The organism is Mycolicibacterium chengduense, assembly GCF_033741155.1.
Taxonomy (GTDB): Bacteria; Actinomycetota; Actinomycetes; order Mycobacteriales; family Mycobacteriaceae; genus Mycobacterium.
Genome location: NZ_JAWQNH010000002.1, coordinates 433,546 through 459,988, shown reverse-complemented (window position 1 = coordinate 459,988; position 26,443 = coordinate 433,546). Strand labels below are relative to the sequence as shown.

31 protein-coding genes are annotated in these 26,443 nt (G+C 67.6%); 12 read left to right on the top strand and 19 right to left on the bottom strand.

The window, feature by feature from the left end; all coding sequences use genetic code 11:
• Positions 1-134: 134 nt before the first annotated feature.
• A complete protein-coding gene (locus tag SBI67_RS07800; RefSeq protein WP_318979988.1) occupies positions 135-1,055 on the bottom strand; it encodes an EamA family transporter in 921 nt (306 codons plus the stop codon).
• Positions 1,056-1,141: 86 nt separating this feature from the next.
• Here SBI67_RS07800 and SBI67_RS07795 point away from each other — a divergent pair, with 86 nt between their 5' ends.
• Positions 1,142-2,068 carry a LysR family transcriptional regulator gene (locus SBI67_RS07795; RefSeq protein WP_318979987.1) on the top strand — a complete coding sequence of 309 codons (927 nt, stop codon included), beginning with the start codon at positions 1,142-1,144 and terminating at the stop codon, positions 2,066-2,068.
• An 18-nt stretch (positions 2,069-2,086) separates the two neighbouring features.
• Here SBI67_RS07795 and SBI67_RS07790 read toward each other — a convergent pair whose 3' ends face one another.
• The 8 genes from SBI67_RS07790 to SBI67_RS07755 all read right to left on the bottom strand — a co-directional run bounded on the left by SBI67_RS07790 (position 2,087) and on the right by SBI67_RS07755 (position 10,153).
• Positions 2,087-3,457 carry an NAD(P)/FAD-dependent oxidoreductase gene (locus SBI67_RS07790; protein WP_318979986.1) on the bottom strand — a complete coding sequence of 457 codons (1,371 nt, stop codon included), beginning with the start codon at positions 3,455-3,457 and terminating at the stop codon, positions 2,087-2,089.
• A gap of 82 nt (positions 3,458-3,539) precedes the next feature.
• Complete coding sequence (locus SBI67_RS07785; RefSeq protein ID WP_318979985.1) at positions 3,540-4,727, bottom strand: AI-2E family transporter; 1,188 nt, start codon at positions 4,725-4,727, stop codon at positions 3,540-3,542.
• Positions 4,728-4,862: 135 nt separating this feature from the next.
• Positions 4,863-5,972 carry a glycosyltransferase family 4 protein gene (locus tag SBI67_RS07780; protein ID WP_318979984.1) on the bottom strand — a complete coding sequence of 370 codons (1,110 nt, stop codon included), beginning with the start codon at positions 5,970-5,972 and terminating at the stop codon, positions 4,863-4,865.
• A gap of 170 nt (positions 5,973-6,142) precedes the next feature.
• The gene (locus SBI67_RS07775; protein ID WP_318979983.1) at positions 6,143-6,592 is read right to left on the bottom strand and encodes a hypothetical protein; all 450 of its coding nucleotides are present in this window, start codon (positions 6,590-6,592) and stop codon (positions 6,143-6,145) included.
• A gap of 2 nt (positions 6,593-6,594) precedes the next feature.
• Entirely contained in the window at positions 6,595-7,305 is a 711-nt protein-coding gene (locus tag SBI67_RS07770; RefSeq protein ID WP_318979982.1) for an HAD family hydrolase, read from the bottom strand.
• Positions 7,306-7,383: 78 nt separating this feature from the next.
• Positions 7,384-8,424 (bottom strand): NAD-dependent epimerase/dehydratase family protein, encoded by a 1,041-nt coding sequence (locus SBI67_RS07765; protein WP_318979981.1) that lies wholly within the window; start codon positions 8,422-8,424, stop codon positions 7,384-7,386.
• Between the two features lie 4 nt (positions 8,425-8,428).
• Positions 8,429-9,457, bottom strand: a complete 1,029-nt coding sequence (locus tag SBI67_RS07760; protein ID WP_318979980.1) for a sensor histidine kinase — start codon at positions 9,455-9,457, stop codon at positions 8,429-8,431.
• Positions 9,458-9,460: 3 nt separating this feature from the next.
• Positions 9,461-10,153 (bottom strand): response regulator transcription factor, encoded by a 693-nt coding sequence (locus SBI67_RS07755; RefSeq protein WP_318979979.1) that lies wholly within the window; start codon positions 10,151-10,153, stop codon positions 9,461-9,463.
• A 103-nt stretch (positions 10,154-10,256) separates the two neighbouring features.
• Here SBI67_RS07755 and SBI67_RS07750 point away from each other — a divergent pair, with 103 nt between their 5' ends.
• The 5 genes from SBI67_RS07750 to SBI67_RS07730 are packed head-to-tail and all read left to right on the top strand — an operon-like array spanning position 10,257 to position 13,780.
• Positions 10,257-10,913 carry a glycosyltransferase family 2 protein gene (locus tag SBI67_RS07750; protein WP_318979978.1) on the top strand — a complete coding sequence of 219 codons (657 nt, stop codon included), beginning with the start codon at positions 10,257-10,259 and terminating at the stop codon, positions 10,911-10,913.
• Positions 10,910-11,578: a TIGR04282 family arsenosugar biosynthesis glycosyltransferase gene (locus SBI67_RS07745; protein ID WP_318979977.1), complete on the top strand. Its 669-nt coding sequence runs from the start codon at positions 10,910-10,912 to the stop codon at positions 11,576-11,578. The genes SBI67_RS07750 and SBI67_RS07745 overlap by 4 nt, the downstream gene beginning before the upstream one ends.
• Positions 11,578-12,207: a methyltransferase domain-containing protein gene (locus SBI67_RS07740; protein WP_318979976.1), complete on the top strand. Its 630-nt coding sequence runs from the start codon at positions 11,578-11,580 to the stop codon at positions 12,205-12,207. The genes SBI67_RS07745 and SBI67_RS07740 overlap by 1 nt, the downstream gene beginning before the upstream one ends.
• Before the next feature lie 20 nt (positions 12,208-12,227).
• Positions 12,228-13,304, top strand: coding sequence for a molybdopterin-dependent oxidoreductase (locus SBI67_RS07735; RefSeq protein WP_318979975.1), 1,077 nt, complete (start codon positions 12,228-12,230; stop codon positions 13,302-13,304).
• A complete protein-coding gene (locus SBI67_RS07730) occupies positions 13,301-13,780 on the top strand; it encodes a hypothetical protein (protein ID WP_318979974.1) in 480 nt (159 codons plus the stop codon). The genes SBI67_RS07735 and SBI67_RS07730 overlap by 4 nt, the downstream gene beginning before the upstream one ends.
• On the opposite strand, the gene SBI67_RS07725 is transcribed toward SBI67_RS07730, so the two are convergent.
• The 5 genes from SBI67_RS07725 to SBI67_RS07705 all read right to left on the bottom strand — a co-directional run bounded on the left by SBI67_RS07725 (position 13,706) and on the right by SBI67_RS07705 (position 16,426).
• On the bottom strand, positions 13,706-15,052 hold the full coding sequence (locus SBI67_RS07725; protein ID WP_318979973.1) for a hypothetical protein: 1,347 nt from the start codon (positions 15,050-15,052) through the stop codon (positions 13,706-13,708). The genes SBI67_RS07730 and SBI67_RS07725 overlap by 75 nt on opposite strands.
• A 75-nt stretch (positions 15,053-15,127) precedes the next feature.
• Positions 15,128-15,280 (bottom strand): DUF4193 family protein, encoded by a 153-nt coding sequence (locus tag SBI67_RS07720; protein ID WP_318979972.1) that lies wholly within the window; start codon positions 15,278-15,280, stop codon positions 15,128-15,130.
• A gap of 135 nt (positions 15,281-15,415) precedes the next feature.
• Positions 15,416-15,721, bottom strand: a complete 306-nt coding sequence (locus SBI67_RS07715) for a DUF4235 domain-containing protein (protein ID WP_318979971.1) — start codon at positions 15,719-15,721, stop codon at positions 15,416-15,418.
• Positions 15,722-15,723: 2 nt separating this feature from the next.
• The gene (locus SBI67_RS07710; RefSeq protein WP_318979970.1) at positions 15,724-16,020 is read right to left on the bottom strand and encodes a DUF3618 domain-containing protein; all 297 of its coding nucleotides are present in this window, start codon (positions 16,018-16,020) and stop codon (positions 15,724-15,726) included.
• Positions 16,007-16,426: a phage holin family protein gene (locus SBI67_RS07705; protein WP_318979969.1), complete on the bottom strand. Its 420-nt coding sequence runs from the start codon at positions 16,424-16,426 to the stop codon at positions 16,007-16,009. The genes SBI67_RS07710 and SBI67_RS07705 overlap by 14 nt, the downstream gene beginning before the upstream one ends.
• A gap of 214 nt (positions 16,427-16,640) precedes the next feature.
• Here SBI67_RS07705 and SBI67_RS07700 point away from each other — a divergent pair, with 214 nt between their 5' ends.
• From SBI67_RS07700 to SBI67_RS07690, 3 genes are read left to right on the top strand one after another with little or no spacing between them, the layout of a single operon-like run.
• The gene (locus SBI67_RS07700; RefSeq protein WP_318979968.1) at positions 16,641-17,876 is read left to right on the top strand and encodes a PP2C family protein-serine/threonine phosphatase; all 1,236 of its coding nucleotides are present in this window, start codon (positions 16,641-16,643) and stop codon (positions 17,874-17,876) included.
• Positions 17,873-19,450 carry a sensor histidine kinase gene (locus SBI67_RS07695; protein WP_318979967.1) on the top strand — a complete coding sequence of 526 codons (1,578 nt, stop codon included), beginning with the start codon at positions 17,873-17,875 and terminating at the stop codon, positions 19,448-19,450. Before SBI67_RS07700 ends, SBI67_RS07695 begins: the two co-directional genes overlap by 4 nt.
• Positions 19,451-19,452: 2 nt before the next feature.
• Positions 19,453-19,893, top strand: a complete 441-nt coding sequence (locus tag SBI67_RS07690) for a response regulator (RefSeq protein WP_413232446.1) — start codon at positions 19,453-19,455, stop codon at positions 19,891-19,893.
• Here SBI67_RS07690 and SBI67_RS07685 read toward each other — a convergent pair.
• The 5 genes from SBI67_RS07685 to SBI67_RS07665 all read right to left on the bottom strand — a co-directional run bounded on the left by SBI67_RS07685 (position 19,866) and on the right by SBI67_RS07665 (position 22,472).
• Positions 19,866-20,342 carry an ATP-binding protein gene (locus SBI67_RS07685; RefSeq protein WP_318979965.1) on the bottom strand — a complete coding sequence of 159 codons (477 nt, stop codon included), beginning with the start codon at positions 20,340-20,342 and terminating at the stop codon, positions 19,866-19,868. The genes SBI67_RS07690 and SBI67_RS07685 overlap by 28 nt on opposite strands.
• A 31-nt stretch (positions 20,343-20,373) precedes the next feature.
• On the bottom strand, positions 20,374-20,751 hold the full coding sequence (locus SBI67_RS07680; RefSeq protein ID WP_318979964.1) for an STAS domain-containing protein: 378 nt from the start codon (positions 20,749-20,751) through the stop codon (positions 20,374-20,376).
• 93 nt (positions 20,752-20,844) lie between these two features.
• On the bottom strand, positions 20,845-21,549 hold the full coding sequence (locus SBI67_RS07675) for a HemK2/MTQ2 family protein methyltransferase (RefSeq protein ID WP_318979963.1): 705 nt from the start codon (positions 21,547-21,549) through the stop codon (positions 20,845-20,847).
• Positions 21,550-21,691: 142 nt separating this feature from the next.
• Positions 21,692-21,844 carry a hypothetical protein gene (locus SBI67_RS07670; RefSeq protein ID WP_318979962.1) on the bottom strand — a complete coding sequence of 51 codons (153 nt, stop codon included), beginning with the start codon at positions 21,842-21,844 and terminating at the stop codon, positions 21,692-21,694.
• A gap of 208 nt (positions 21,845-22,052) precedes the next feature.
• Positions 22,053-22,472: an STAS domain-containing protein gene (locus tag SBI67_RS07665; protein ID WP_318979961.1), complete on the bottom strand. Its 420-nt coding sequence runs from the start codon at positions 22,470-22,472 to the stop codon at positions 22,053-22,055.
• A 374-nt stretch (positions 22,473-22,846) separates the two neighbouring features.
• On the opposite strand from SBI67_RS07665, the gene glgX reads away from it, so the two are divergent.
• From glgX to SBI67_RS07650, 3 genes are all read left to right on the top strand, one after another.
• Positions 22,847-24,985, top strand: coding sequence for a glycogen debranching protein GlgX (gene glgX, locus SBI67_RS07660; protein WP_318979960.1), 2,139 nt, complete (start codon positions 22,847-22,849; stop codon positions 24,983-24,985).
• A gap of 107 nt (positions 24,986-25,092) precedes the next feature.
• On the top strand, positions 25,093-25,323 hold the full coding sequence (mbp1, locus tag SBI67_RS07655) for a microaggregate-binding protein 1 (protein WP_318979959.1): 231 nt from the start codon (positions 25,093-25,095) through the stop codon (positions 25,321-25,323).
• A gap of 74 nt (positions 25,324-25,397) precedes the next feature.
• Entirely contained in the window at positions 25,398-26,435 is a 1,038-nt protein-coding gene (locus SBI67_RS07650) for a zinc-binding metallopeptidase family protein (protein ID WP_318979958.1), read from the top strand.
• Positions 26,436-26,443 lie beyond the last annotated feature (8 nt).

Genomic DNA, 26,443 nt, shown 5'->3' with positions numbered 1-26,443 from the left:
GGCTCCACCCGGAGCCGGGATAAAGCGCCAATAGCGACGCAGGCCGATGTTCACGAAGTCGACTATAACCACCGCCCCCGAATGGGGCGAAAGCCACCGTCCCCGAAAGGGGGCGAAACCCGGCCCGATGCTCGTCATCCCGCGCCGACGGCGGTCAGATCTGATCGCGCGGGCGTGGCGCCGGGGCGCCGGTCCAGCGTCGCGATCGCGGACACGATCACCACGGTGGCAATCGCGCCGGTGTCGACCCAGGACAGCGTTTGGCCGAGCAAGGCCCAGCCGGCGATGCCCGCAACGGCCGGTTCGAGGCTGAGCAGCACGCCGAAGGTCTGTGTGGACAGCCGGCGCATGGCCGCGAATTCCAGCGAGTACGGGATCACCGAGGAGAGGACGGCGACGGCGGCCAGCTGGAAAAGCAGGCTCGGTGCCTGCGCCAGCGCGGGCAGGGCCGGCGCGGCGAACGGCAGCGTCGCCGCGGCTCCGACGAGCATGCCGACCGCCAGCGCGCCGTGGCCCGGCACCTGGGCGCCGACCTGCTTGCCGGCCAGCATGTAGAGCGCCCAGAAGCCGGCGGCGATCAGGGCGAGGATGACGCCCGCGGCGTCCAGGTGGGTCGTCGCGGTGCCTGAACCGTGCAGGCCGAGGGTGGCGATCGCGATGGCCGCTGCGGCCACGCACACCAGGTGCCGAGGACCCCGCCCCAAGATCGCCGCCAGCAGCAGCGGACCGGCGAACTCGATGGTCACCGCGGTGCCGAGCGGGATGCGGGCGATCGCGGCGAAGAAGAAGCCGTTCATGCCGCCCAACGCGAGCCCGAACACCAGCACCGACGTCCATTGCGACCGGGTCCATCGGTTGACGCGGGGCCGGAACACGGCCAGCAGCAGGGTGCCGGCCAGCAGCAGCCGGAACATCACCGGCAGGCCGGTGCCGAGGTGGTGTAGCAGGGGCGTGGCGACGGCGGCGCCCAGCTGCAACGACACACACGATCCCAGCACCATCAGCACGCTGCGCGACGAGCCGGAGTGGCGCGGGTGGGTCGCGGAGATCGGCATGGCACCAGCTTCCCAACGCTGAAACAAACAGTCCAGCGAATGTTTATGATCCAAAACAGTAAGTAGAACTGGTGAATGGAGCGGCGGTGCTCAACTTGCAGCGGCTGGTGCTGCTCTACGAGTTGGAGCGGCGGGGCACGCTGGCCGCGGTGGCGCGCGCCCTGTCGTACAGTCCGTCGGCGGTGTCCCAGCAGCTGGCCCAGCTCGAGCGAGAGGCCGGGGTGGCTTTGACCGAACCGGTCGGCCGGGGTGTCCGACTCACCGAGGCGGGCCGCATCCTGGTCGACCACGCACGGGTGGCCATCACCGCGCTGGAGGATGCCGAGACCGCGCTGGCCGCGGCGCAGGGCAGGGTCGGGGGCCGGCTACAGGTGGCATCGTTCCAGACCGTCCTGTTGTCCCTGCTGCCCGCTGCCCTCGATGCGCTGGAGCGTGATCATCCGGAGCTGCGCGTCGACATCGCCCAGCGCGAGGCGGATGCGGCGATGTCGGGACTGCTCACCGGTGGATTCGACGTCGTGCTCGGCGAGGAGTATCCCGGCGAACCGTTCCGCGGGCGCCCGGACATGCACCGGGTGGACCTCGGTGCCGACGAGGTGTTCCTGGCCGTGCCGACCTGGGGGCCGTGGAGCGAGCCCACCGGGCTGGCCGACCTGGCGGGTGCGCCGTGGGCGCTGGATCCCCGTGATTCCGCGCCCGGCCGGTGGGCGCGAGAACTATGCCGCGACAACGGATTCGAACCATCGACTCGATTCGACGGCGTGGACCCGCTGGTGCACGTGCAGATGGTGGAGTCCGGTCGGGCGGTCTGCTTCGTGCCGGCGCTGCTGGGCCGGCAGCGATTGCAGGGTGTGCAGCTGTGTCGGTTGCCGGGCGCACCCAAGCGTCAGCTCTTCACGCTCGCCCGCGCCGCCTACGCCGCGCACCCGTCGGTGACCGCCGTGCGTGCCGCGCTCGGTACCGGCTTCCTGGTGCACGAGTCCCGCTCCCTGGCGGCAAAACGGTTGTGCTGAAGCCTCTTTCCGATGCGGTTACGGTGCGCGGTCGGCCGTTTTCTGATCGTCGGTGGCAAGCATGTGTGGATGGAAGAACTTCAGCCAGGTGTACGGATGTTCGGGTGAGGTCGTTCCACCCAGGATGAACGTCCGATCGGTGCGGCTGGCCCGGGCAATGGTCACCAACCAGCTGCCCAACGTACTGATCCGGTTCTCGACACCGGTGAGGAACGCGATGTGGATCAGTCCCCAGCCCAGCCACCCCAACAACCCCGCCAGCCGGATGGGGCCGGCTTGCAACAGCGCGTTACCCCTGCTGATATAGGCCGCCGAGCCCAGATCCCGGTAACGGAAGGGCCGCCGCGGCTTTCCTGCCAGACCGCGGCGGATACAGGCCGCGGCGTGGAGGCCGCCCTGCATGGCGTTCTCGGCGACCCCGGGAAGGTGATCGCGGCCGACCAGATCGCCGATGACGAAGATCTCCGGATGACCGGGAATCGACAGGTCCGGATCCACCGCGATGCGGCCGGCACGATCGGATGCGGTTGCGGTGACCGCGGCGACGCGGCGCGCGAACGGCACCGCCTCCACACCGGCGGTCCACAACACCGTGCGCGCCGGGTAATCCGCCGGCGGGCTGCCGTCCTTCGGGGTGACCGTCACCCCGTCGGGCCGGACATCGGTGACGTGCACCCCGAGATGCAGTTCGACCCCGAGTCGCTGCAGCGTTCGGGTCGCCTTATCGGTCAGATCCGGGGCGAAGCCACCCAGAATGCTGTTTCCGCCGTCGAACAACAGCACCCGGGCGTCCTCGGGATCGATGCTGTGGAATTCGTGCGCCAGCGCGCGGGTGGCCATTTCCCGGATCTGGCCTGCCAATTCCACGCCGGTCGGGCCCCCGCCGGCCACCGCGAAGGTCAGCCAGCTGTCGCGTTCCGGTCCCGGCGGCAGCGTCTCGGCGATCTCGAATGCGCCGAACAACCGCCGGCGGATGCTCAGCGCGTCATCGAGCGTCTTCATCCCGGGCGCCCACTGTGCGAACTCCTCGTTGCCGAAATATGCCTGCCGCATGCCGACCGCCACCACCAGCACGTCGTAATCCAGCGTGTAGGTGGACTCGTCGGGCCTGCGCACGGTCACCCGACGGGCGTCGGCGTCGAGATCGATGGCCTCCCCGAGCAGTGTCGTGACGTTGCGGTGCCGCGCCAATTCCTCGCGCAACGAGCGGCTGATCTGACCGATGCTCAGCGTCCCGGTGGCACATTGGTAGAGCAGGGGCTGGAACACGTGGCAGGCCGCCCGGTCCACCAAGGTCACGTCGACGTCGGCCTTCCCGAGCCGGCGGGCGCAGAACAAGCCGCCGAAGCCACCGCCGACGATCACTACCTTGGTCCGAGACGTCGTCATCACCATCACTCCATGTCGCCAATAGGGTCCCTCCCGTAGTACCCGCTGCGCCGGGTCTTGGGTACTTGACGGGCCGACCGACTCACGCGTTGTCCAGCCTGGGATACAGGATCTCGGCGACCAGCAGCGCAATGGCGGCAGCGACGGGGATGGCCACCAGCGCGCCGACGATGCCGAGCACCGCACCGCCGATCAGCACCGCCACGACGGTGACCAGCGCCGGGACGTCGACCGCTCGCCCGATGATGCGTGGCACCAGCAGATAATCCTCGGCAAGCCGGAACACCACGAAGAACACGATGGTCGCCACACATACCGGCCATGACACGGTCCAGGCCACCGTCGCCACCGCGACCCCGGCAATGGTGGAACCGACCACCGGCACCAGATCGAGCAATGCCACCAGGATGCCGAGCAGCAGGGCATAGGGAACATCGAATGCGTAGAGCCAGATCATGGTGGCCGCACCGGCAATGAGCGAGATGATCACATTGCCCAGCAGGTAGGCCCCCACCTTGGCGAACACCTCATCGCCGATGAGGATCGCGCGGGGGCGCCGGGAGTGCGGCACCAAGCGGTACAGGAACGTCCGGATGCGTGGCAGGTCGATGAGAAAGTAGATGGTCAGCACCACCACGATGACGGTGTCGACCACCGTCTCGACCAGAGCAGATCCCGCACTGATGACCTGGTTCAACGCCGATCCGCCGGAAGCGTCGAGCATGTCGGTGAGCCTGCGCTGCAATTGGAAGCGCTCGTTGAGCCGACCGATCGTCGACGAGTGGTCCTGGGCCTGCTGCAGGTAGTGCGGTGCTTGGGTGATGAGCTGGCTGAGTTGCTGGGACAGCGGCGGGATGGCGGCGGCGATGAACGCGGCCAGCAGTGCGGCGACCGCGAGGAACACGATCGTCGTCGCCGCCCAGCGCGGCAGCCGGCGTGTCACCAGCCACGACACGGCCGGCTCGAGTCCGAGGGCGAGAAAGAAGGCAACGCCGATCAACAGCAGCATCGAGGACATGATCGACAGCAACTGGACCGCGCCGTAGGTGACCGCCACCCCGCCCGCCGCTGTCATCCCGATGTAGAAGGGCGATCGGCGATCGAAGCGCCGGCCGGGAACGCCCAGCGGCCGTTCGCCCGTGCTGATCTCGGCGGCGCGTTGCTCGGCATCGGCCACCGGGCCCTCGTCGATCTCGGTGTGCGGCTGACCGACCCGCTCGTGGTGACCGTCCGGGGCCTGGGGGTCCGTCTGGACGTTATCAGCGGACATGACGCCTCGCCGAATCGAAGGAACGAATCACGGCGGCCTCCTACTGTCGAGCCAGAGGTGCTGCTCGCCCGGCATAGCGGAATACCCTGCGCGACGGTCAATTAACCGTCGTTGCGAAGAGGCTGCCGCCCTGGGCTAGGGGACGCCGCTGCCTGCCCTCGCCTCGGTTGCCATCGCGCTCTCGTAGACCCATTCGTATTCTTGTGCGACGCGCCGCCAGCTGTAGCGGGACCTGGCCCGGGCGCGTCCGGCCGCGCCCATGCTCATTCGCGCAAATGGTTGGGCCAGAAGCCTTTTCGCGGCGGCTGCCAGCTCTCTTGGCCGCCCCGGCTGGATCAGCAGTCCGGTGACGTCGTCGATGACGGTGTCGGCCAGAGCGCCGGTGTCGTGGGCGATCACCGGGATGCCGGCGGCCATCGCCTGGAGCGCCGCCGAGTGATCGGTGCACAACGCCGGTGTGCACGTGGCCACATCGGTGCGCCCGAGCCATACCAGTGCCTCGGCCGGGTCGGGCACCAAGAGTTCGACGCGGTGCTGCACCCCCAGTGCGCGGGCCAGCTGCCCGGCCGCGTCCAGGTGATGTCGTTGTGGCGGACGGCCGATGCCGACGAAATGGGCCTCCGGCACGGTCGGCAGGGTACGTATCACCGCGTCGAACCCGGGATCCAGATCGTCGGAACCTGCCAGCCCGGTGATCAGGTGCGGGGGGCCGTCCGATCGCACCCCGTCGGACAGCGCCTGCTCCACCATGTCGACGTCGATTCCGCCGGCAATCACCGATGTTCGGCGACGTGACCCGCGCAGCGCGGCCACGGTCTGCAGCTCCTGGCTGGAACCGGTCGTGACCCAGGTGGCGTTGCGCGCCACCAGCGCTGCCAGCCGGGTCTGTGCGGGTTTGGCCATGCGTTCACGCGGGCCGAGCGGGGCGGTCCCGTGAAACGACTGGACGGTCGGCAGCCGGTGCCGATCGGCGGCGAGCTGGGCGAAGAGCCCGATCGGCCAGGAGTGCGCCTGGACGACGTCGGGACGGTCTCGCTCCCAGGCAGTTTCCAGCTCGGCGGCGAGTTCACCTGCCGCGCCGGTGATCGCGACGACTCCCGGCGCCGCCGGTCCCGATGACGCGTCGCCGAGGCTGTAGACGGTCACCCGATGGCCGGCTTCGCTCCACAACTCGGGCAACCACCGGGCGTGCTCGGATGCCGCGCAGGGTTGCCTGACCGAACCGATGACCATCGCGATCTTCATATGCCCCCTGAAACGCGCTCCTGAACCGCCGCATGCCTGAACGGCAAGACTCAGCCTGGACGGGCTACCCGAAGTCCCGGCGCAGACAAACGTTGTGCGATGAGCTCTTCGTATCGCGGGGCAGTGTTTCGTTGTGCGGACGATCGACGACCGTTTGGCGCGGGCGCGTCTCAGCGCGGCCGGACGCCCACGGCAGCCAACGCCAATCCGGCGACGGCGAGCCAAAAGGCATAACTTGCGGTCCACATCGGAGCCGCGACGGGCATCTGAGTCGCCAGCGCGGCACGTAGTGCCCCGAAATGGGTTTTCCAGTACGCGGCCGCCAGCAGGCAGGTGAGCACGAGGACAACCGCCCGCCCCGGCCATCCGGTGAGTCGGCGGCTGCGTGCCACCACCGCCAATACCACTGCCGCTGCCGCCGCGACGCCCAACGCCGTCCATCCCAGCAGCAGAGTGCGGTCGGCCACGCGTCGGCAGACGTACAGTCCGGCGCAGTCCGGCAGTGGGGCCGCCACGGTGTACGCGCCGACGATGAGGGCACCGGCCACACACAGCGCCCCGGCCGCCCAGGCCGCGCGGCGGATCGCGGGAGTAGCCGCGGTGCCGCGGGCTTCGTTCACGATCAGCAGGTTAGCGGGTCCGGCTTGCCGGCGGCGGACAACGCCGCGATGGGACTGGTGTCGAGGTTGGCCAACAGGTCGCGCGGGTCGTCGTAGATGACCTTGGCTCCGGCACAGTCCAATTCACAGCTGCCCACCCCGCCGCTGCGCAACCCGATGGTGACCACGCCGGCTCGCCTGGCCGCCAACGCGTCCCAGGTCGAGTCACCGACGAACACCGCGCAGGACGCGTCGACGCCGGCCCGCTCCAGCGCCACGTGCACGATCCCAGGGTCGGGCTTGGCGACGTCGACGTCCCGCGAAGAGGTGACTGTGGAGATCACGTCGTCACAGTCCAGTACTCGCCGCAACAGCATCAGCTCGTCCTCCGGGGCCGACGTGGCCAGCACGACCTGTATGCCCAGGTCGGAAACCCGGTGCAGCAGGTCGCGCGCACCGGGCAACACCGTCAGCAACGACGCCATCTCACGGTAGAACTGACTGTGGTGGTCCTTGAGCCGGTGTTGCACGGCCTCGTCGGCACCACGCGCCAGGGTGCGGACCAACGTGTCGCCGTCCATGCCGATACAGCGATGGACGCGCCAGGCCGAGACCGGCTGGTCCTCGACCTCGAAGGCGCGCACCCAGGCATGCACGTGCAGGTAGTTGGAGTCCACGAGCGTGCCGTCGACGTCGAAGAGGACCGCTGGAACATCCGAAGAAGCCGGCCGCATCGTCTACTCCTCTTGTCCTGTCGAAGTGGTCGAGACATACCCGATGCCCGGCCGGCGCAAACTGGGCGGCACTGTGGTTCAGCGCACCGCGGCACGGAGCGGGGCGTAGGCGAAATCGGTGATCCCGTCGGCGGGGTCGACCGTTGCGCGGAAGCCCAGCCGGGCGGCGGCCCGGCCGGGGTCGGCGACGATATGCCGGACGTCACCGCTGCGGTAGCGGCCGGTGACCTCCGGTCGGTCGGACCCGCGCGCCGCGCACAACCATCCGGCCACCTCCCGAATGGCTACCGGCCGCCCGGAACAGACGTTGAACGCCTCGAACCCGCCCAACTCGGCGTCGAGTGCCGCGAGGTTGGCGGCGGCGACGTCGTCGACATGGACGAAATCGCGCATCTGACCGCCGTCCTCGTACACCTGCGGCCGCATCCCCGCCTCCAGCGCCGAACGGAAGATCGCTGCCACCCCCGAGTACGGGGTGTCGCGTGGCATGCCGGGCCCGTACACGTTGTGGTAGCGCAGCGCGACAACAGACCCACCCGTCGCCTCGGCCCAGGCCAACGCGTAATGCTCTTGCGCCGCTTTGCTTGCCGCGTACAGACTGCGTGGACGCACCGGTTGATCCTCGTCGACCAGGCGCCACTGCAGCGGCTCACCGCCGTGTGGACAGCGGTGCTCGAACACCCCTCGATCCAGGTCCGTCGCGGTGCGCGGCAGCGGGTCGACGGGACCGTGCACCTGACAGTCGTAGCGCCCTTGCCCGTACACGACCATCGACGAGGCGAAAACCAGTCTGCGGCAACCGGCGGCATACATCTGGGCGAGCAGAACGGCAGAGGCGTAGTCGTTGTTCGCCGCGTAGGAGGGCGCGTCGGCGGCGTCGACGCCCGCACCGACGACCGCCGCCTGGTGACACACCGCGTCGACACCGCGCAGCAGTGCAGCCAGCCCGTCGGCGTCCCGCAGGTCGAGCCGTGCGCAGTCGTGGGGCACCTCGGCGCCGCGACCGTGGGCCATGGGCAGCATGGCGTCCAGGGCAACCACGTCGTGACCGGCCGCCCGCAGCGCACCGGCGATGCGGGCACCGATGAACCCCGCGGCACCGGTCACCAGCACCCTCATCGGCTCACATCTCCTCGGCCAGCGGCAGGCGCACTTCGAATCGGGCGCCCGTCCCCAGGTTGTGCGCAGACAACGTTCCCCGGTGCGCCTGGACCAAACCGGCTGCAATCGCCAATCCGAGCCCGGATCCGCTGGGTAACGACGAATCAGCGCGGGGCACACGGCCATTGGAGCCGCGGTAGGCAATGTCGAAAACTCTGGGCAGGTCCGTCTCGTCGATGCCGACACCGGTGTCGTCGACGCGGGCCCACGCTTCGCGCTCGTCGCGACCGGCCGTCAGCTCCACCCGGCCACCCTCGGGGGTGTGTGCGATGGCGTTGGCGACGAGGTTGGACAGCACCCGCACCAGGGCCCGTCCGCTGCCGACGACGTGCACCGGCTGCGGCGGCAAGCGGGCACGCAATTGCACTCCGGCGCGTTCGGCCGCGATCCGGTGCGCGGCCACCACGTCGTCCACCACCTCGTCCAAGGCGACGGTGTCGAGTGCCGGTTGCACTGCACCCGCGTTGATCTTGGACATCTCGAAGAGGTCGTCGACCATATCGGAGAGCCGGATCGATTCCTGCTCGATATGTTTGGCGTGCTCGCGGGTCTCGGCGCCGTCCACCAGACCGTCGGCGATGGCTTCGGCCACTGCGCGGATCCCGGCCAGCGGTGTCCTCAAGTCGTGACTGACGAAGGCCACCAACTGTCGCCGGGAGTGTTCGGCGGCGCGCTCGGAATCACGGATCTCCTTCTCCCACACGGTACGACGGGCTTGGTACCGGGCCAGCGTGACCGCGGCCGGGATGGTGACCACCGAGACGATGACCAGGACGACCGCGGTGCGCTCGAAGGTCTCGGTGATCATGAAACCGCTGGCGCCGAGGACACCGGTGAAGGTGGCCAGCGTCGGGATGAGGACCAACGCCGCCATGCTGACCGCCAGCGACCAGGAGCGCGCCAACCTGATCGTGAGCGCACCGGCGATGACCACCGGAACCGAACAGGCGAGCGCCCACCCCACGATCTCCCACACGTCGGTTGCCGGCATGGGCTAGCCCTCCCCACTGACGTGTCCGGCGGTACCCCAGAGGTACCCGCGGCCCCAGACGGTCTGGATGCGGTGGTGGGTGCCCAGTTTGGCGCGCAACCGTTTGATGTGCACCGTGACGGTCGACATATCCCCGAAGTCCCACTGCCACACCAGTTTCAGCAGCTGGTCGCGGGAGTACACGGTATCCGGGTGGGACATGAAGAAGGTCAGGAGATCGAACTCCCGCGCGGTCAGGCTGACCGGACTGCCGTCTGCCGCCACGGTGCGCGCGGCGGTGTTCAAACGCAGCCCCGCACACTGCAATTCCGCAGGAAGTTCGGCAGGCGGTGGCGTGCGGCGCAACACCGATCGCACCCGCAGCGCCAGCTCACGCGGGCTGAACGGCTTGGTGAGATAGTCGTCGGCGCCGGCTTCCAGGCCGGCGATGCGGTCATCCTCCTCGCCGAGCGCGGTCAACATGATCACCGGCATGCCGTAGTCGTCGCCACGGCGCAGACTGCGGCACAAGGTCAGGCCATCGGGGCCGGGCATCATCACATCGAGGATTGCCAGGTCGATCCGCATGGATTGCAGCATCTGCAGGGCCTGCGCACCGTCACCCGCCGCCGCCACCAGGTGGCCATCCCGTTCCAGGTAGCGGCGCACCACGTCCCGCACCACAGGATCGTCGTCGGCGATCAGCACCCTCGTCACCCCTCCGACACTAATGCGCCGGCGCCGCGACCTGCAGCGATGTCACGGACTTGTCATTATTGCGCCCTTTCCATGACCCCGCGGCAGGCATACGTTCGATGGCATGCGGCAAGCCAGGGTGACGGTGGTGCTGCCTTGTCTGAACGAGGCACAGTCACTTTCCGGCGTGCTGGCGGCCGTCCCGCCCGACTACCGGCCGCTCGTCGTCGACAACAACAGCACCGACGGCACCGCCGAGGTTGCCCGTGCACACGGGGCCGATGTCGTGTCCGAGCATCGGGCGGGTTACGGGGCCGCGGTGCACGCCGGGGTGCTGGCAGCCGAGACCCCGATCGTCGCCGTGCTGGATGCCGACGGTTCGCTGGATCCCGCGGCCCTGCCGACTCTGGTGGCCGAACTCGACCGCGGCGCCGACCTGGTGGTGGGACGGCGCCGTCCGACGCCGGGTACCCACTGGCCGTGGCACGCCAGGCTGGGCACTGCGGCGGTGTGTTGGCGGCTGCGCCGCCGTCACGGCCTGCCGGTGCACGACATCGCGCCCCTCCGGGTGGCCCGCCGGGACGCCTTGCTGGCGCTGGGGATTACCGACCGGCGATCGGGGTATCCGCTGGAACTGTTGGTGCTCGCGGCACGCAACGGTTGGCGGGTGGTGGAACTCGATGTCACGTATCGATCGCGCACCGGGGGCCGGTCGAAGGTGAGTGGATCGCTGCGTGGCAGCGTCATCGCGGCCGTGGACTTCTGGCGGGCCATCACATGAACGCACCCTTTCCGGTGAACATCGTGGTGGTGGCCAAGGCGCCGGTACCCGGTTTGGCCAAGACCAGGTTGGCCGCGTCCATCGGTGCCGAATCGGCGGCCGATGTGGCTGCGGCGGCCTTGCTGGACACCCTCGATGCGGTGGCCGCCACCCCGGCGGCGGCCCGCACCGTCGTGCTCACCGGCGATCTGGGCAGGGCCAGCGGCGCCGCCGCCATCCGGGATCGGCTGCGGACCTTCACGGTGATCGACCAGCGCGGCGCCGATTTCGCCGAACGCCTGGCCAATGCACACCGAGACGCTTCCCGCGCCGGGTATCCGGTGCTGCAGATCGGTATGGACACCCCGCAAGTCAGTGCCGCACTGCTGGCCGAAGGCGCGGAGGCGCTGCTCGGCGCCGAGGCGGTGCTGGGCCCTGCCGAGGACGGCGGCTGGTGGGCGCTCGGGCTGTTCGACGCGTCCGAGCCCGACTGGCTGGCCACCGTGCCGATGTCCCGGTCGGACACCGGCGCGCAGACCATCCGCGCGCTGCAGGGCCGCGGGCTGGAGGTCCAGCTGCTGGCGACGCTGGCCGACGTGGACACCCTCGGTGACGTGGAAAAAGTTCGTCGTCAGTGTGGCCCCACAAGCCGGTTTCGCCGTGCGACAAGCGCTTTGGAGGTGTGATGTTCGGAAATCTCTACGAGCGCGCGCTCACCGGTGAGCGCTGCTGGATTCGGCACACCGACGGCACCGTCCACCGTCTGCCGGTGCACAACTGGCTGGGCGGCCTGCACGCCGACGTGCGTTTCGACCGGGCTGTGCTGGACCGCTGTGACGGACCCACGATCGACCTGGGCTGTGGGCCGGGGCGGTTGGTCGCCGATCTGATCCGCCGAGGGATCCCGGCGCTCGGTGTGGATGTGTCGGCGACGGCGGTGGAGTTGGCCCGGCGCAGCGGCGCGCCGGCGCTACTGCGCGATGTCTTCGGTCCCCTTCCCGGCGCGGGACGCTGGCAGACGGTGGTGCTCGCCGACGGCAACATCGGGCTCGGCGGCGACCCGGTGCGCATTCTGCGGCGCGCCAGGGATCTGCTCTGCCGCGACGGGTGCTGCCTGGCTGAGTTCGACGCGACGCCAGGAGGGATCCGGCGGCAATGGGTGCGACTGGAGTCCACCCAGACTATCGGCCCCTGGTTTCAGTGGGCCACAGTGGGATTCGACAATGCTGCCCGTGTCGCCGGTGATGCCGGTCTGGTGATCACGGGCATCCATCCGATCGGCGAGCGGATGCTGGCCAGTTTGGCCCCGCGGTGACGGCCGGGTGGAGAACCGCGGTGACCGCACGCGTCGGCATCGCACTGGGTATCGCGATCACGGTGTGCTTCGGTACCGGACTGCTCAGCCATCTCATCCAACACCCGGTGCCCTGGTTCGCCTGGCCGACAAGGCCGGTCTGGCTGTACCGGTTCACCCAGGGCGCCCATGTCGTCACCGGTATCGCAGCCATCCCACTGGTCATCGTCAAATTGTGGGCGGTGTGGCCGAAACTGTTCGAGCGGCCCGTGATCGGGGGACTCACCCGCCAGCTCGAGCGACTGTCGATCCTGGTGCTCGTCGGCTCGGTGTTGTTCGAGTTGTCCACCGGCCTGCTGAATATCGCCCAGTGGTACGTATTCGGCTTCTTCTTCACCACCAGCCACTATGCGGTGGCCTATCTGGCGGCCGGTGCGGTGCTGGTGCACGTCGCGGTCAAACTGCCGGTCATCCGCCGTGCCCTCGGTGAACCGCTCGACGACGTGGCTGCCGGCGGCAATATCGGGCCGACCCGCCGCACCGTGTTGCGGGCCACCTGGCTGGCGGTCGGGGTCGCGACGTTGGCCACCGCCGGACAGACGATTCCGTTGCTGCGGCAGGTGTCGGTGCTGGCGCCCCGGTCCGGGGCGGGGCCGCAAGGACTTCCGGTCAATCGCACCGCGATCGCGGCCGGCGTCCTGCGCCGGGCCTATGCACCCGATTACCGGCTCACGGTGGTCGGCACAGCCACGAGCCGGTCGTTCACGATCGCCGAACTGACCGCACTGCCGCAGGTGACCCACCGGCTGCCGATCGCATGCGTCGAGGGGTGGAGCGCGGATGCCGATTGGACCGGTGTCGTGCTGGCGGACCTGCTGGCGGCGGCAGGCGCAGCACTGGACCGAGACCTGCGGATGGTGTCGCTGGAACCTCCCGGCCCGTATTCGAGAACGGTACTTCCCGCGGCGCACGCTCGCGATCGCATGACCTTGATTGCATTGCGGGTCAACGGCGAACCGCTGCATGCCGACCACGGCTATCCGTGTCGGCTCATCGCGCCGTCGCGCCCGGGGGTGCTGCAGACCAAATGGCTCAGCCGGATCGAGGTGATCCCGTGACCGCGGTGCGGACGGTGCTGTTGCTGGCGGGTGTCGGGTCGGCGGGGTACGGCGCATGGCTGCTGGCAGGCCAGCCGCCCGTGGTGCTGCTCCGCATGCTGGCATGGGCATTGGCGGCCGTGTTGATCCACGATCTCGTTTTCGCGCCGCTGTGTGCGGCCGCCGGTTGGGTAAGCCTGCGGATCCTGCCGCGGCACTGGTGGGCTCCGGTGTCGGCTGCCGGGTTGTGCACCGTCGTGCTGGTTGTGCTCGCCATTCCGGTGTACGCCACACCGGGTTTGCGGCCGGACAACCACACCGTGTTGAACCGGGATTACCCACGCGGGCTGTGGGTCAGCATCGCGTTGGTATGGGTCGTGGTCTTGGGCGCTGCGCTCGGGTATCGAGTTGCGTTGCGGCGGCTACCAATTGGTCAGGATCAGATGGTTGAGCGCGAGGGCGCCGATGACGTTGACGGCCAGCCACCAGCGTCGTGACGGCGCGGGCAGCAAGGCCCCCGCCGCGGTGAGCCAGACCGTGAACGGCAGCCAGATCCGTTCCGTCTCGGCCTTGCTCAGCATGCTCAGGTCGGCGCAGACAATGGCCAGCAGCGCCGCGAACACCACCAGCTCAAGTCCGCTGCGTTCGCGAAGTGCGGCCCGGCGAAACGCCCGGCTCAGACCGGCGACCGAACCAAGTCCGATCGCGCAGACCACCGAGGCCAGGTTTGCCCACACCCAGTATGCGAAGGGCCGGTCGGATGCGATGCCCTGCCAATAGCGCTGCTGCACCAAGGTGTAACCGTCGAACCACCAGAATCCGGCAACCGCGAAGGTGCCGACGACCAGCAATGCCGCGACGGCAGCGGCGGCCAGTAGTCGGGCCGCGGTGCGTCGGTCGGCAGTGAGCAGGACCGCCAGCGCGGGCAATCCCATCAACACGAGCCCGTAGTTGAGGAAGATGCCCCAACCCAGCAGCAGTCCCGCCGCCAGACCCAGTGGTACCGGGTGACGGCCCCGGCTGGCCAGAGCCAAGAGCGCGATGCCCCACGCCGCGACTCCGGCGTAGTATCCGTCGGCCGATACCGCGATCCAGATCGCCGTCGGCGCAACCGCCACGAACGGCGCCGCGGCTCGGGCCAGGGCCTCGCCGGAGAGGGCCCGGACCGTCACGACGATTGCCGCCGCGGCGCTGGAGCCGATGAGCAGACACCACCACGCCGCCCACGCGCCACCGCCCAGGCCCAGTCGATCCAGCCAGACGAAGGTGAGCAGCGCACCGGGCGGATGGCCGGAGACGTGGGTGATCCACGAGTCCGGCTGGTAGTCGAGGATCCGCGCCGAGAAGGTGCGGACCGCCTGGGGGATATCGGTGATCGTCGGTACCTGGCGCAGATACTCGTGGCGAGCGGTCAGCCGCCCGGCGAAGCCGCGCTGCCAGCCGTCCACCATCGCCAGCGCGAACGCCCACCCGAATGCTGTCGCCCAGGCGACCCAGGGCACGGCACGCCACGGGATCCGGTCGGTCACCGACGGTCCCCACCACACGGTCGCGGCGCCGATCAGCACGGCAGGACCCGATCCCCACCCGACATGCGCGTCCCACCACCCGAAGATGGGCGCGGTCTGGGCGAAGGCCCTGATCTGTTCGGCGGAACTGTGGATCAGCGGGGTGACGCCACCGAGGTGCAGGTGGGGCACCACGAAGGCGGCGATGACCAAAATCAGTGCGGCACCCGCGGCGGCGGCTTCTCGGCTACGGACCCTCACACCCCACCACGTTATGGGACGACGGCGGGCTCAGTCCTGACAAATCCGTGACGCCTGCGGCCAGTCGGGCCGCACCTACGAGCAGTCGAAGCAGACCCGGGAATCCTCGTCGGCCATGTTGTGCCGATGATGAACCAGTAGGCAACGGCTGCAGATGAATTCGTCGAACTGATAGGGCAGCGGCCCCACGGTGTTGCCGCGGCGCGCAAGATCATGAGTGATAGTCACGGGCGGAGGCTCCCTCTCGGTTCGGAATCGCTGGCATCACTGGCCTCGAAAACGGTGAGGAGATGATGCCCGGCCCGCGGTCGTGATAAACCCGTTATCGCCGGCGCAACTCGATGATCGGGATCACCGAGGTGGTCAGCTGCCGGGCCACTCTCCGGTAGCTCGCTCGAACATCCTGGCTCCCTGGCGATCGATCACCGTCTTGACGACGGAGAAGATGACTCCCTGCAGCGCCGCGGCCAGCAGTATCTCCCGGAAGGAGTATTCGGTCTGCAACGCACCGGGCGGGTCGGTTCGATTGTTGTTTCCCACCGACCGTGCGGTGAGTTTCCAGACCTGTTTGAAGATCGCCCCGGCGACCAGGCCGCCGGCCACCGAACTGGCCAGGCCGACCGGCCGGTACAGCATCCGGGCGGCCACACTGGGCTTGTTCGCGGCCATCGTCACCTCCGTTGCTTTCTGCGCTGCCAGATCACCAGACCGATGACGGCTCCCAGTCCCGCCAGCGCCAGCGGAACCCTCCTGGCCGCCGCGGCGTCCTTGGTGTCGCGAGCCCGGTCGACGAGGTGCCCCTTGGTCTCGTGGGCCTTGTCCTGGACACGCCCCAACACGTCCAACTTGTCCGAGAGGGCGCTCACGGTTTCGCCGAGTTCGTGCCGTGTCCGCGCGATATCGCGCTCGATCTCGTCGACGGCGGCGTCGGCGCGCAACTGGGCGCGCGGTTGCTCAGGACCGGTCATGGCGCGCTTCCTTCACCTCGTCGATATCGGTCTTGACGCTGGTGACAACCTTGTGGCCGGCCGGCGGCAGCTGTTGTACCTCTTTCTTGCCGACGACGCCGGCAACCGCTGCGGCAATGAACAACAGCGCCGCGACGATCAAACAGGACGCCCAGACCGGCAGCACCAGAGCCAGCCCGGTGACCGCGGCGGCGACCACGGTGAGAAAGCCCGCGCCCGCCAGCATGCCCGCCGTGCCGAACAACCCGGCACCGAAGCCGGCCCGTTTGGCCGAAAGCTGAAATTCCTTCTGCGCCAGCAGTATTTCGTCGCGCACCAACCGTGACGTCTGGGCGGACAGCCGGGACATCAGTTCGGTGACCGATGCATCGTCGGCCGGTCGGTGTGCAACGCTCGCCTCGGCCATCTCAGCCCTCCCATCGCTCGCATCCTTTCCGGCTGTGCCCGGCAGCAGTGCGGGTTAAACATTGGGGCGCCACATTCGGGCTTCCGGAAATCAAGATCGCGGCGAGTTATGACTTGGGCATGTCGACTGGGTATGGTCGGTGTTGTCACTGAAGCAGACGGTCAGCGCGACCAGGGTGACCTTCATACGTACTTCATGAAGGACGTGATCATCCATGCGCGCCCCATCAGATCGACCGCTCGTGCCGGCTCCGGTTGCCGGCACCACCGAATTACCCGGTGCGCGGCTGTCGTTGTTGCTGGTCGAAGACGACCGCGCCGACGCCTTGCTGGTCGAAGAGCTGATTGCCGATACCGCCGCGAACATCGACTTCGTCTGGGCACATTCGATGTCGGACACCGAGAGCAAGCTTGCGGCCGCCCGCCCGGACTGCGTGTTGTTGGATCTGAATCTTCCCGATGCCGACGGTATCGACGCGCTGCACCGGATGGGCAAACTCGACCCCACCATTCCGATCATCGTGCTGACCGGCCTCAACGACGAGCACTTCGGCATCTCCGCGGTGGCATCCGGTGCGCAGGATTACCTGGTCAAGGGGCGCGTGGAGCCGGATACGCTGCGTCGGGCAGTGCTCTACGCCATCGAGCGCAAACGCGCCGAACTCACCGCGGTCGACTTGCACGCCAGCCGGCTGCGCGCGGCCGAGAACGCGCGGCTGGAGCGCGGATTGTTGCCGTTGCCGCTGCTGCACGACGAGCCGGGCGTCAGTATCGTCGCGCAATCCCTGCCGAGCCGGCGCGAAGCGCTGCTCGGCGGCGACTTCTTCGACGTGGTCCAGACCTCGGACCGCACGGTGCACGTCATGATCGGTGACGTGTCCGGGCACGGCCCTGACGAAGCCGCCCTCGGCGTGGCGTTGCGCATCGGGTGGCGTGCGCTGACCTTCGCCGGCCTGCGGGGCAACGATCGCATGCTGCAGCTGGACCGCATCCTGATGACCGAGCGCCCGGGCCGGGGTACGTTCGCCACGCTGCTCAGCGTGGCGCTGGACCCGGACACCGGCGCCTTCGATGTGGTGCGGGCCGGGCACCCGGGTGCGCTGTTGCACGGCCCGGGCACCGTGGAATGGCTCGAACCGCCGGCCGGCCCGGCGTTGGGCCTCGGCGCCTCCGAGTGGCCGGTCAGCCGCCTGCAACTACCGAACGATCACGGTCTGCTGCTGCTCACCGACGGGTTGTTCGAAGGGCATGCCGGCAGCGGTGAGGAACGACTCGGGGAACAGGGTCTGCTGGCGCTGGCGCGCTCGGTGGCCGACCTGCCCGGGCCGGACTTCGTGCACGCGCTGATCAGCCAGGCCGATGCGCGGGCCCGGCCGCACGGCGGCCTCACCGATGACATCGCGGTGATCCGGGTCCAGCGGGATGGCCGTGCGGCCGGGCCGACCCGATGAAACTGACCGTACAAGGCTGGCAGAACCTGGTGCTGTCGGTGATGGGGTTGGTGGTGCTCTCCGGAGCGGTGGCCGGTGCGGTGCTGATGAGCCGGACCGACGAGGTTGCCGGTGATTTGATCGACCACATCCAGCCCGCCCGGGTGGCTGCGTACGAACTTCAGGCGGCCCTGCGGGATCAGGAAACCGCGGTGCGCGGATACGCGATCGCCGCCGATCGACAGTTCCTGACTCCCTACCAGGTCGGGCAGCGCACCGAAGCCTCCGCGGCGCAGGACATCCGGGACTACCTGGCCGGCCGTCCCGACCTCATCGGCGATCTCGACGCGATAGAACATGCGGCCGCGGTGTGGCGCGCCGGTTATGCCGAACCCCTGATCGCCAGTGTCACCCCGGGCCGTCCCGCCGTGCTCGACGGCGGCACCGCCGAGCGTGGTAAGGCCCAATTCGACGGACTTCGTGCACTTTTCGATGTGCAGAACGGGAATCTGGCGCAGGCGCGCGGCGCGGCCATCGACGAGCTGGACTGGGTCCGCAACTGGCGCGACGGCGTGCTGGTCGCGATGGTGATCGCCTTCCTGGTGATGGGAGGGCTGCTGGCGGTGGTGGTGCGCAACGCCGTCACCAGGCCGCTGGACCTCCTTGCCGCGTCATGCCGGCGCATCACGGAGGGCCACTTCGCCGAACGCATCGTCGTACGCGGACCGAAGGACATCAGGGCCATCGCGACCGATGTCGAGGACATGCGCCAGCGGATCGTCGAGGAGCTGGCGTCGTCCGAATCGGACCGGGCCGCCCTCGACGAACAGACCGAAGAGTTGCGGCGGTCCAACGCCGAGTTGGAGCAGTTCGCCTATGTCGCATCCCACGACCTCCAGGAGCCGTTGCGCAAAGTCGCCTCGTTCTGCCAACTGCTAGAGAAACGCTACGGCGACAAGCTCGACGACCGCGGTATCGAATACATCAACTTCGCCGTCGACGGTGCCAAGCGCATGCAGGTGCTCATCAACGACCTGCTCACCTTCTCCCGCGTCGGACGGCTGAACGCCACGCACGCCGAGGTCGACCTCGATGCAACGCTGGATGCGGCGGTGAAGAATCTCTCGGTGAGCGTCGCCGAATCCGGGGCTGAACTGATCCGCCCGCCGGCACCGCTGCCGTCGATCGACGGTGACCCGACACTGTTGGTCATGTTGTGGCAGAACCTGATCGGTAATGCCGTGAAATTCCGACGTGACGGTGTGGCGCCCCGGATCGTGATCGAGTGTCGGCAGGGCAGCGGTCCCGACGCGGAACACTGGGTCTTCACGGTGTCGGACAACGGCATCGGAATCGGCGAAGAGTTCGTGGACAAGGTCTTCGTCATCTTCCAGCGCCTTCACGGCCGGGATGCCTACAGCGGCACCGGCATCGGACTGGCCCTGTGCAAGAAGATCGTCGAGCACCACGGTGGCACCATCTGGATCGACACGTCATACACCGACGGAACCCGCTTCGTCTTCACGCTGCCCGTCACCCCCACCACAGAACCGAACGCCATCCCGGTGGCCGTCACGGAAGGAAATCGCGCATGACCATGCCCGACGAAGGTAGAGCAATCGACATCCTGTTGGTCGAGGACGATCCCGGTGATGAGCTGATCACCCGGGAAGCCTTCGAACACAACAAGATCAAGAACACGTTGCACGTGGCGCACGACGGCCAGGAGGGCCTGGACTTTCTGTACCGGCGTGGCCCGTATGCCGACGCTCCGACACCCGACCTGATCCTGCTCGACCTGAATCTGCCCAAGTACGACGGGCGCCAACTACTGGAGAAGGTCAAGTCCGATGCCGAGCTGTGCCATATTCCGGTCGTGGTGCTGACGACGTCGTCGGCGGAGGAGGACATCCTGCGTAGCTACAAGCTGCACGCCAACGCCTATGTCACCAAACCTGTGGACCTCGACCAGTTCATGAACGCCGTCCGGCAGATCGACGAGTTCTTCGTTCAGGTGGTCCGGCTGCCGCAGTTCTGAACTTCGGAGGGGCCGCCGGGAACCACGCCGATGCGGTCCCACTGCATGCAGACCTGGGTGCCGGTCGGTGTGGTGTCGATGGTCGCGCGGTCGGACAGGGCGTGCATCAACGGAATTCCGCGCCCCCGAGCGGGATCGGTGACCGTGGGGTCCTTGGTCCGCCACGATCCCTCGTCGGCGACCGTGACGGTCAGTGTGCCCAGCTGGCGGTCGTGGTCGGCCTTGAGGTGCATCTGGCCGGGCTGATCGACGTTGACGTAGGCGAATTCGGCGGCGTTCGCCAGTGCCTCGTTGACGGCCAGCACGATATCGCTGGCCTTGGTCGGGTCGAGCGTGAAGTGGCCCCGCAACCATTCGGAAAACTCATGGCGGAGAACGGCTGCGCGTTCGGGTGCCGCTGTTACGCCGATTCGCGTAAAGCGGGTGCCTGATTGCGTTGCGTCTACCATGTCGGCTGCGGTGTTCCCGATCTTGTCCGTGTTATGTCGCGATTGCGTCGAGCGCTTCGTCGAGGGTGGCGAACACGTCGACGACGTCGGTGATCCCGACGAGCTTGAGCGGCCGGCTGGTCGCAGGCCCGTCTGCCACCACGGCGAAGCGCACGTCCGGCGTCAGATCGCCGTGTGCGGCAACCAGGAGGCCCATCCCGGCAGAAGCCAGGAAGTCGACCGCTCCCAGGTCCACCACCACGGCTTGTGGCGTCGTGGCCGACGCTGCCGAGATCGCGGCTTCCAGACGTGGTGCGGTGAGCATGTCGAGTGTTCCGGTCACCGAGATCACGCTGACCTCTCCGATCCGTTTTTCCTCGACCGTGCAGCTGGGTGCGCCAGCGGCACCTGGCTCGGGCTGGTCAGTCATCGCCACCTCCGACGTGTTCTTCGCTACTCCGGCAGTTGCCAAAGTCTAACGACGGGCGTCGGACTTCTTGCCGCAGCCTCGGGCAGCGATGGATCACGGTTTGACCGCGGCGATGACGGCCAGCGTCTCGATGCGTTTGCCGACCGGTAGCAGCCCGGTCTCTTCCAGCCACCGGGCGCGGCTGTGCAGCACCGGCCCGAAGGGAATGCGCTTCTGTGCCACCACCGAACTGCGCAGGCCGTTGGCGGTGAGCGTGTTGACCGTGCGAGGGATATCGGCCAGTTCCGATTGCACGATCAGCATGGTGCCGTGCCGTCGCAGCAGCGCCGGGGCGGCGGCGCACAGCGGATCGAGCACCTGCCGGCCGTCGCGGCCGCCGTTGACCGCCAGCGCGGGGGCCGGCACCTCCGACGAGGGCAGATCCGGTGGCACCGGCACATAGGGCGGATTGCACAGCACCAGGTCGTACGGTCCGTTCGCCACGGCTCGGGTCCAGGCACCTTCGAACACCTCGATGTCGGCACCGGTGGCAAGGGCCTGCGTACGCGCACATTCGACGGCGGACGGGGAGCGGTCGAACGCGCTCACCGAATACGCGCCGGCGGCCGCAGCGGCCAGCGCCACCACACCGGATCCGGTGCACAGGTCGGCAACCGAGAGCCCCTCGGGCGGCGCGACGGACATCATCGCCTCGATCAACAGATAGGAATCATGTTGCGGTTGGTAGACGTCGGGGCCGACATCGGGCAATGACCTGGCAGACGCAGGCTGGGCGAGGCCATCGGCGGTGACGGTCATGGCATCCTTCCGGGGCAAAGCAATGCGGCCAAAGGTTGGCCGGTCGTTGCGGACGGCTGTTAATTCCCAGTTGCACGGGGTGTTAAACCCCGTGGGCAGTGCTCGCCGGCGGCCGAAAAGACGCTCAGCACAGCACCTGCGCTCAGCCGAGCCGGTTGTCGCCGTCGGGGCAGGAGCCACATTCGGCGGCATCGATGTCGATGTGGCCACAGGTGGGGCAGATGAACGGGATCACGGACACCTCCAGATTGAGCGGTTCGGCGCCGACGGCGCCGGACGCCGCATCTGTACCCACCGGGGGGTGCGTTCGAAACGGGTTATTTCCGCCCCGGAGTGGGTATCCCCGCCGTTATGGCTTTTCGGGAGGTGCTGAACTCTGCACTGACGTTCCTGCGTCCAGGCCACGCTGCGCTCCCGGTGCCGGGTGGCTATGTGCCGCTGCTGGCGCTACAGCCACGTCGCCCCGGGGCAGGACCGAACGGGACCCGCTGACCGCCCTGCGCTCAGCCGCGGACCAGCCGGGGAAAGCGTGCCGCCCCGCGACGTACGCCGGCCAACGCATCGCGCAGGGTGTCGTGGCTTGGCAGCGCCGATTCGGGGTCACAGATACCGAGCAACCGGGTGACCTCCCGGCTGGGAATCAACGCCCAGCTCACACCGAGGCCGGCGGCCTGCACGCTGAGGGTGTGCAGTGCCGAGAAGCCGGCGGTACCGAAGAACCGGACGGCGCTGAGGTCGAGAATCAGGCGTTCGGTGGACGGCAGCAGCGCCGATACGCAACGGATGAACTCGCCGGCGTTGGCGGCATCCAGCTCACCGTGCACGCTGACGGCGGCGGTCGACGGCTCCAGCCAGCTGGTGGAGAATGTGGCGAGCGTGTTGTCTTGGGCGGGGAGTGGTGCAGCGGTGGATGCGGTTACCATGGTGACTCCATCAGTCGGAATAACGTGTATTCGACCTGCGGTGACGACTCGGACGACGCAGTTGGCGACAATGCCAGAAAGCTGTGACGCGACGTGGTGTGGTGTCAGCCTCCGCGTCATCGTGGGACGTCCCGCAGCTGGCTGTGAACTCAACCTGCCTTGACACTACGCCAGGAGTCCGGTCCACACAATCGTTGTCGACGGATTCTCATAAAGCTCAGGAGCGTGGAATGGCAAATGTGACAGTAGGGCTACGGAGGTATCAATAGTGTTGTCCCGCAGGCAAATTCGATCGGGCTCCGACGCCTGTTTCGCTGGGGTTACGTGTCGGCGCGGCACGTTTCCGGCGTACCTACCGGGGGTATAGACGCATGATGACGCAATCCGACGCTGTAGAAATCTGGCCGGGCAAAGCGTATCCACTGGGCGCCACCTACGACGGTTACGGCACCAACTTCTCGGTGTACTCCGAGGTGGCTGAACGGGTGGAGCTCTGCCTGTTCGACGCCGACGGCACCGAGACGCGGGTCACCCTGCCGGAGGTGGATGCGTTCGTGTGGCACGGTTTGGTGCCCAACATCGAGCCGGGGCAGCGGTACGGCTACCGCATCCACGGGCCCTACGACCCCGCCAACGGGCAGCGCTGCAATCCCAACAAGCTTCTGGTCGACCCGTACGCGAAGGCAATCGACGGTCAATTCCATTGGGATCAAAGCCTGTTCGGGTACAACTTCGGCGACCCGGACAGCCGCAACGACGACGACTCCGCGGCGAGCATGCCCAAGTCGGTGGTGATCAACCCGTACTTCGACTGGGCTATGGACCGGCGCCCCGGGCACGAGTACGCCGATACGGTCATCTACGAAGCGCACGTCAAGGGGTTGACCCAGACTCATCCCGATATCCCTGAGCAGATGCGCGGCACCTATGCCGGTGTCGGTCACCCGGTGATCATCGAGCATCTGAAATCGTTGGGTGTCAACGCCATCGAGCTGATGCCGGTGCACCATTTCGCCAACGACTCGACGCTGATCGACAAAGGACTATCCAACTACTGGGGCTACAACACCATCGGTTTCTTCGCCCCGGACGGCAAGTACAGCTCCAACACCACGCCTGGCGGGCAGGTGCAGGAGTTCAAGGCGATGGTGCGTGCGCTGCACGAGGCGGATATCGAGGTGATCCTGGACGTCGTCTACAACCACACGGCGGAAGGGAATCATCTGGGACCGACGATCAGTTTCCGCGGTATCGACAACTCGGCCTACTACCGCCTGGTCGAAGACGACGCGCGGTACTACATGGACTACACCGGCACCGGTAATAGTCTCAATGTCCGCAATCCGCATGCCCTGCAATTGATCATGGACTCGCTGCGGTACTGGGTCACCGAGATGCACGTCGACGGATTCCGGTTCGACCTGGCCGCCACGCTGGCGCGGGAATTCTATGACGTGGACCGGCTGTCGTCGTTTTTCGAGCTGGTACAACAAGATCCGACGGTCAGCCAGGTCAAGTTGATCGCGGAACCATGGGATATCGGGCCGGGCGGGTACCAGGTCGGCAACTTCCCGCCGCAGTGGACCGAGTGGAACGGCAAGTACCGCGACACCGTCCGCGACTACTGGCGTGGCGAGCCCGCCACGCTCGACGAATTCGCCTCACGGCTGACCGGCTCGGCAGACCTGTACGAGCACACCGGGCGTCGGCCCGTGGCGTCGATCAACTTCGTCACGGCGCACGACGGATTCACCCTACGAGACCTGGTGTCCTACAACGAGAAGCACAACGAGGCCAACGGCGAGGACAACAACGACGGCGAGAGTCACAACCGCTCGTGGAACTGCGGCGCCGAAGGGCCGACCGACGACCCGGCGGTCAACGAGCTCCGCGGCAGGCAACAACGCAACCTGCTCGCCACCTTGCTGTTGTCCCAGGGGGTGCCGATGATCTGTCACGGCGACGAACTGGGCCGCACCCAAAAGGGCAACAACAACGTGTACTGCCAGGACAACGAACTGTCCTGGATCGATTGGGCCAACGCCGACGAGGAGTTGATCGAGTTCACCCGCCGTGTCGGTGCGCTGCGCCGCGCCCACCCCGTCTTCCGGCGCAGGCGATTCTTCGACGGCAGGCCCGTCCGGCAGCGCGCCGCCGGGGGGCTGCCCGATATCGCCTGGCTACGACCCGACGGTACCGAGATGGGCGACGCCGATTGGGACAGCGGGTTCGGCAAGTCGGTGGCGGTGTTCATCAACGGTAACGGCATTCCCGACCGCGACCCCCGCGGCCAGCGCATCACCGATGATTCGTTCCTGTTGTGCTTCAATGCGCATCACGAGCCCATCGAATTCACGCTTGCCGCAGGCGAATTCGGCGAACGGTGGGAACCGGTCCTCTACACCGCGGATGCCGTCCAGACCGACGGTGCCAAGCCCGTCGACGCCGGACACACGCTGCCGGTCGAGGCGCGCTCCATTCTGGTGCTGCGCGCGGTGCCGGCGTCGTCGTGACCACGGCCACGGCCGTGACCAGCGCACACGTCCGCCACAACAGGTTTGGGGTGGTGCCCCCGCGGGGTATCTAGCGGTCACGAGTTCCCCGATCGAGAGGAAGAGTGATGGGCGACAGTGGACCCGAAGAGGCCGTGAAGGGCGTCGTGGAGGACGTCAAGGGCAAGGCCAAGGAAGTGGCCGGCATCGTGACCGGAAGCGACGACCTCCGCGAGGAGGGGCGGGCGCAGCAGGACAAGGCCGACGCCGCGCGTGACGCCGCCAAGAAGGAGGCCGAAGCCGAGGCCGCCCGGGCCGCCGAAAGCGCCGCCGAGGCCCGCCAGCAGGCCGCAGAGTAACCGTCGCCGCACCGAGCGGCAGGGGTCCATCGGGCTCCTGCCGCTCGTCTGCTGTCTGAGAATGAGGATGACCGATGCGTGATTTCACCTGCCCGAACTGCGGGCAACGGCTGGCTTTCGAGAACTCGGTTTGCCTCAGCTGTGACAGCAGGCTCGGCTTCTCACTGGACGCGATGGCGTTTCTGGTGATCGCTGAGGACGACATGGCCGAACAAGCCGGTTCGGTGGCCGGCAGTGAGTATCAGTTGTGCGCCAATCTGCACCTGGCCGAATGCAATTGGTTGGTCCCCGTCGCGCCCGTCCGCAAGCTCTGTGTGTCCTGCGCGCTGACCAGGACCCGGCCCAACGACGCCGACACCGTCGCGCTGGCGGCGTTCGCCAGGGCCGAGCAGGCCAAGCGCCGGCTGATCGCCGAACTGCACGAGCTCGGCCTGCCGATCGTCGGCCGCGATGTCGATCCGCAGTATGGACTCGCGTTCGATCTACTGTCGAGCGCGCAGGAGAAGATCTTCACCGGCCACGAGAACGGGGTGATCACCCTGGACCTCGCCGAGGGCGACGACGTACACCGTGAACAACTACGCATCGCGATGGACGAGCCGTACCGCACGTTGCTAGGTCACTTCCGGCACGAGGTGGGGCACTATTACTTCTATCGACTGGTAGCCGGAGAGTCGGACCGGGCGCAGCAGTTCGTCGAGCTCTTCGGTGATCCCGATCTGGACTACCAAGAGGCGCTGGATCGCCACTACAGCGACGGACCGCCGGCAGACTGGCAGCAGGACTTCGTGTCCTCGTACGCGACCATGCACCCGGCCGAGGACTGGGCCGAGACGTTCGCGCACTACCTGCACATCCGCGACACCCTGGACACCGCCGCGGCCTTCGGATTCGCACCCGCCGGCGCGGCCCTGGACCGGCGGGTGCTCGGCCCCAGCGGGTTCGGCACCATCACCGAGATGTGGTTGCCGCTGTCTTGGGGACTGAACATGGTCAACCGCTCGATGGGTAAGGACGATCTGTATCCGTTCGTGCTGACCCCCGCCGTGTTGGACAAGATGCGCTTCATCCACACCGTCATCGACACGGTGATCGACGAAAAGACATCCTGACCGTTTGG

Coding starts and splice junctions, on each gene's coding strand:
- SBI67_RS07800 (WP_318979988.1), bottom strand. CDS start 1,055: ATGCCGATCTCCGCGACCCACCCGCGCCACTCCGGCTCGTCGCGCAGC.
- SBI67_RS07790 (WP_318979986.1), bottom strand. CDS start 3,457: ATGACGACGTCTCGGACCAAGGTAGTGATCGTCGGCGGTGGCTTCGGC.
- SBI67_RS07785 (WP_318979985.1), bottom strand. CDS start 4,727: ATGTCCGCTGATAACGTCCAGACGGACCCCCAGGCCCCGGACGGTCAC.
- SBI67_RS07780 (WP_318979984.1), bottom strand. CDS start 5,972: ATGAAGATCGCGATGGTCATCGGTTCGGTCAGGCAACCCTGCGCGGCA.
- SBI67_RS07770 (WP_318979982.1), bottom strand. CDS start 7,305: ATGCGGCCGGCTTCTTCGGATGTTCCAGCGGTCCTCTTCGACGTCGAC.
- SBI67_RS07765 (WP_318979981.1), bottom strand. CDS start 8,424: ATGAGGGTGCTGGTGACCGGTGCCGCGGGGTTCATCGGTGCCCGCATC.
- SBI67_RS07760 (WP_318979980.1), bottom strand. CDS start 9,457: ATGCCGGCAACCGACGTGTGGGAGATCGTGGGGTGGGCGCTCGCCTGT.
- SBI67_RS07750 (WP_318979978.1), top strand. CDS start 10,257: ATGCGGCAAGCCAGGGTGACGGTGGTGCTGCCTTGTCTGAACGAGGCA.
- SBI67_RS07745 (WP_318979977.1), top strand. CDS start 10,910: ATGAACGCACCCTTTCCGGTGAACATCGTGGTGGTGGCCAAGGCGCCG.
- SBI67_RS07740 (WP_318979976.1), top strand. CDS start 11,578: ATGTTCGGAAATCTCTACGAGCGCGCGCTCACCGGTGAGCGCTGCTGG.
- SBI67_RS07715 (WP_318979971.1), bottom strand. CDS start 15,721: ATGGCCGCGAACAAGCCCAGTGTGGCCGCCCGGATGCTGTACCGGCCG.
- SBI67_RS07710 (WP_318979970.1), bottom strand. CDS start 16,020: ATGACCGGTCCTGAGCAACCGCGCGCCCAGTTGCGCGCCGACGCCGCC.
- SBI67_RS07705 (WP_318979969.1), bottom strand. CDS start 16,426: ATGGCCGAGGCGAGCGTTGCACACCGACCGGCCGACGATGCATCGGTC.
- SBI67_RS07700 (WP_318979968.1), top strand. CDS start 16,641: ATGCGCGCCCCATCAGATCGACCGCTCGTGCCGGCTCCGGTTGCCGGC.
- SBI67_RS07695 (WP_318979967.1), top strand. CDS start 17,873: ATGAAACTGACCGTACAAGGCTGGCAGAACCTGGTGCTGTCGGTGATG.
- SBI67_RS07690 (WP_413232446.1), top strand. CDS start 19,453: ATGCCCGACGAAGGTAGAGCAATCGACATCCTGTTGGTCGAGGACGAT.
- SBI67_RS07685 (WP_318979965.1), bottom strand. CDS start 20,342: ATGGTAGACGCAACGCAATCAGGCACCCGCTTTACGCGAATCGGCGTA.
- SBI67_RS07680 (WP_318979964.1), bottom strand. CDS start 20,751: ATGACTGACCAGCCCGAGCCAGGTGCCGCTGGCGCACCCAGCTGCACG.
- SBI67_RS07675 (WP_318979963.1), bottom strand. CDS start 21,549: ATGACCGTCACCGCCGATGGCCTCGCCCAGCCTGCGTCTGCCAGGTCA.
- SBI67_RS07665 (WP_318979961.1), bottom strand. CDS start 22,472: ATGGTAACCGCATCCACCGCTGCACCACTCCCCGCCCAAGACAACACG.
- glgX (WP_318979960.1), top strand. CDS start 22,847: ATGACGCAATCCGACGCTGTAGAAATCTGGCCGGGCAAAGCGTATCCA.
- mbp1 (WP_318979959.1), top strand. CDS start 25,093: ATGGGCGACAGTGGACCCGAAGAGGCCGTGAAGGGCGTCGTGGAGGAC.
- SBI67_RS07650 (WP_318979958.1), top strand. CDS start 25,398: ATGCGTGATTTCACCTGCCCGAACTGCGGGCAACGGCTGGCTTTCGAG.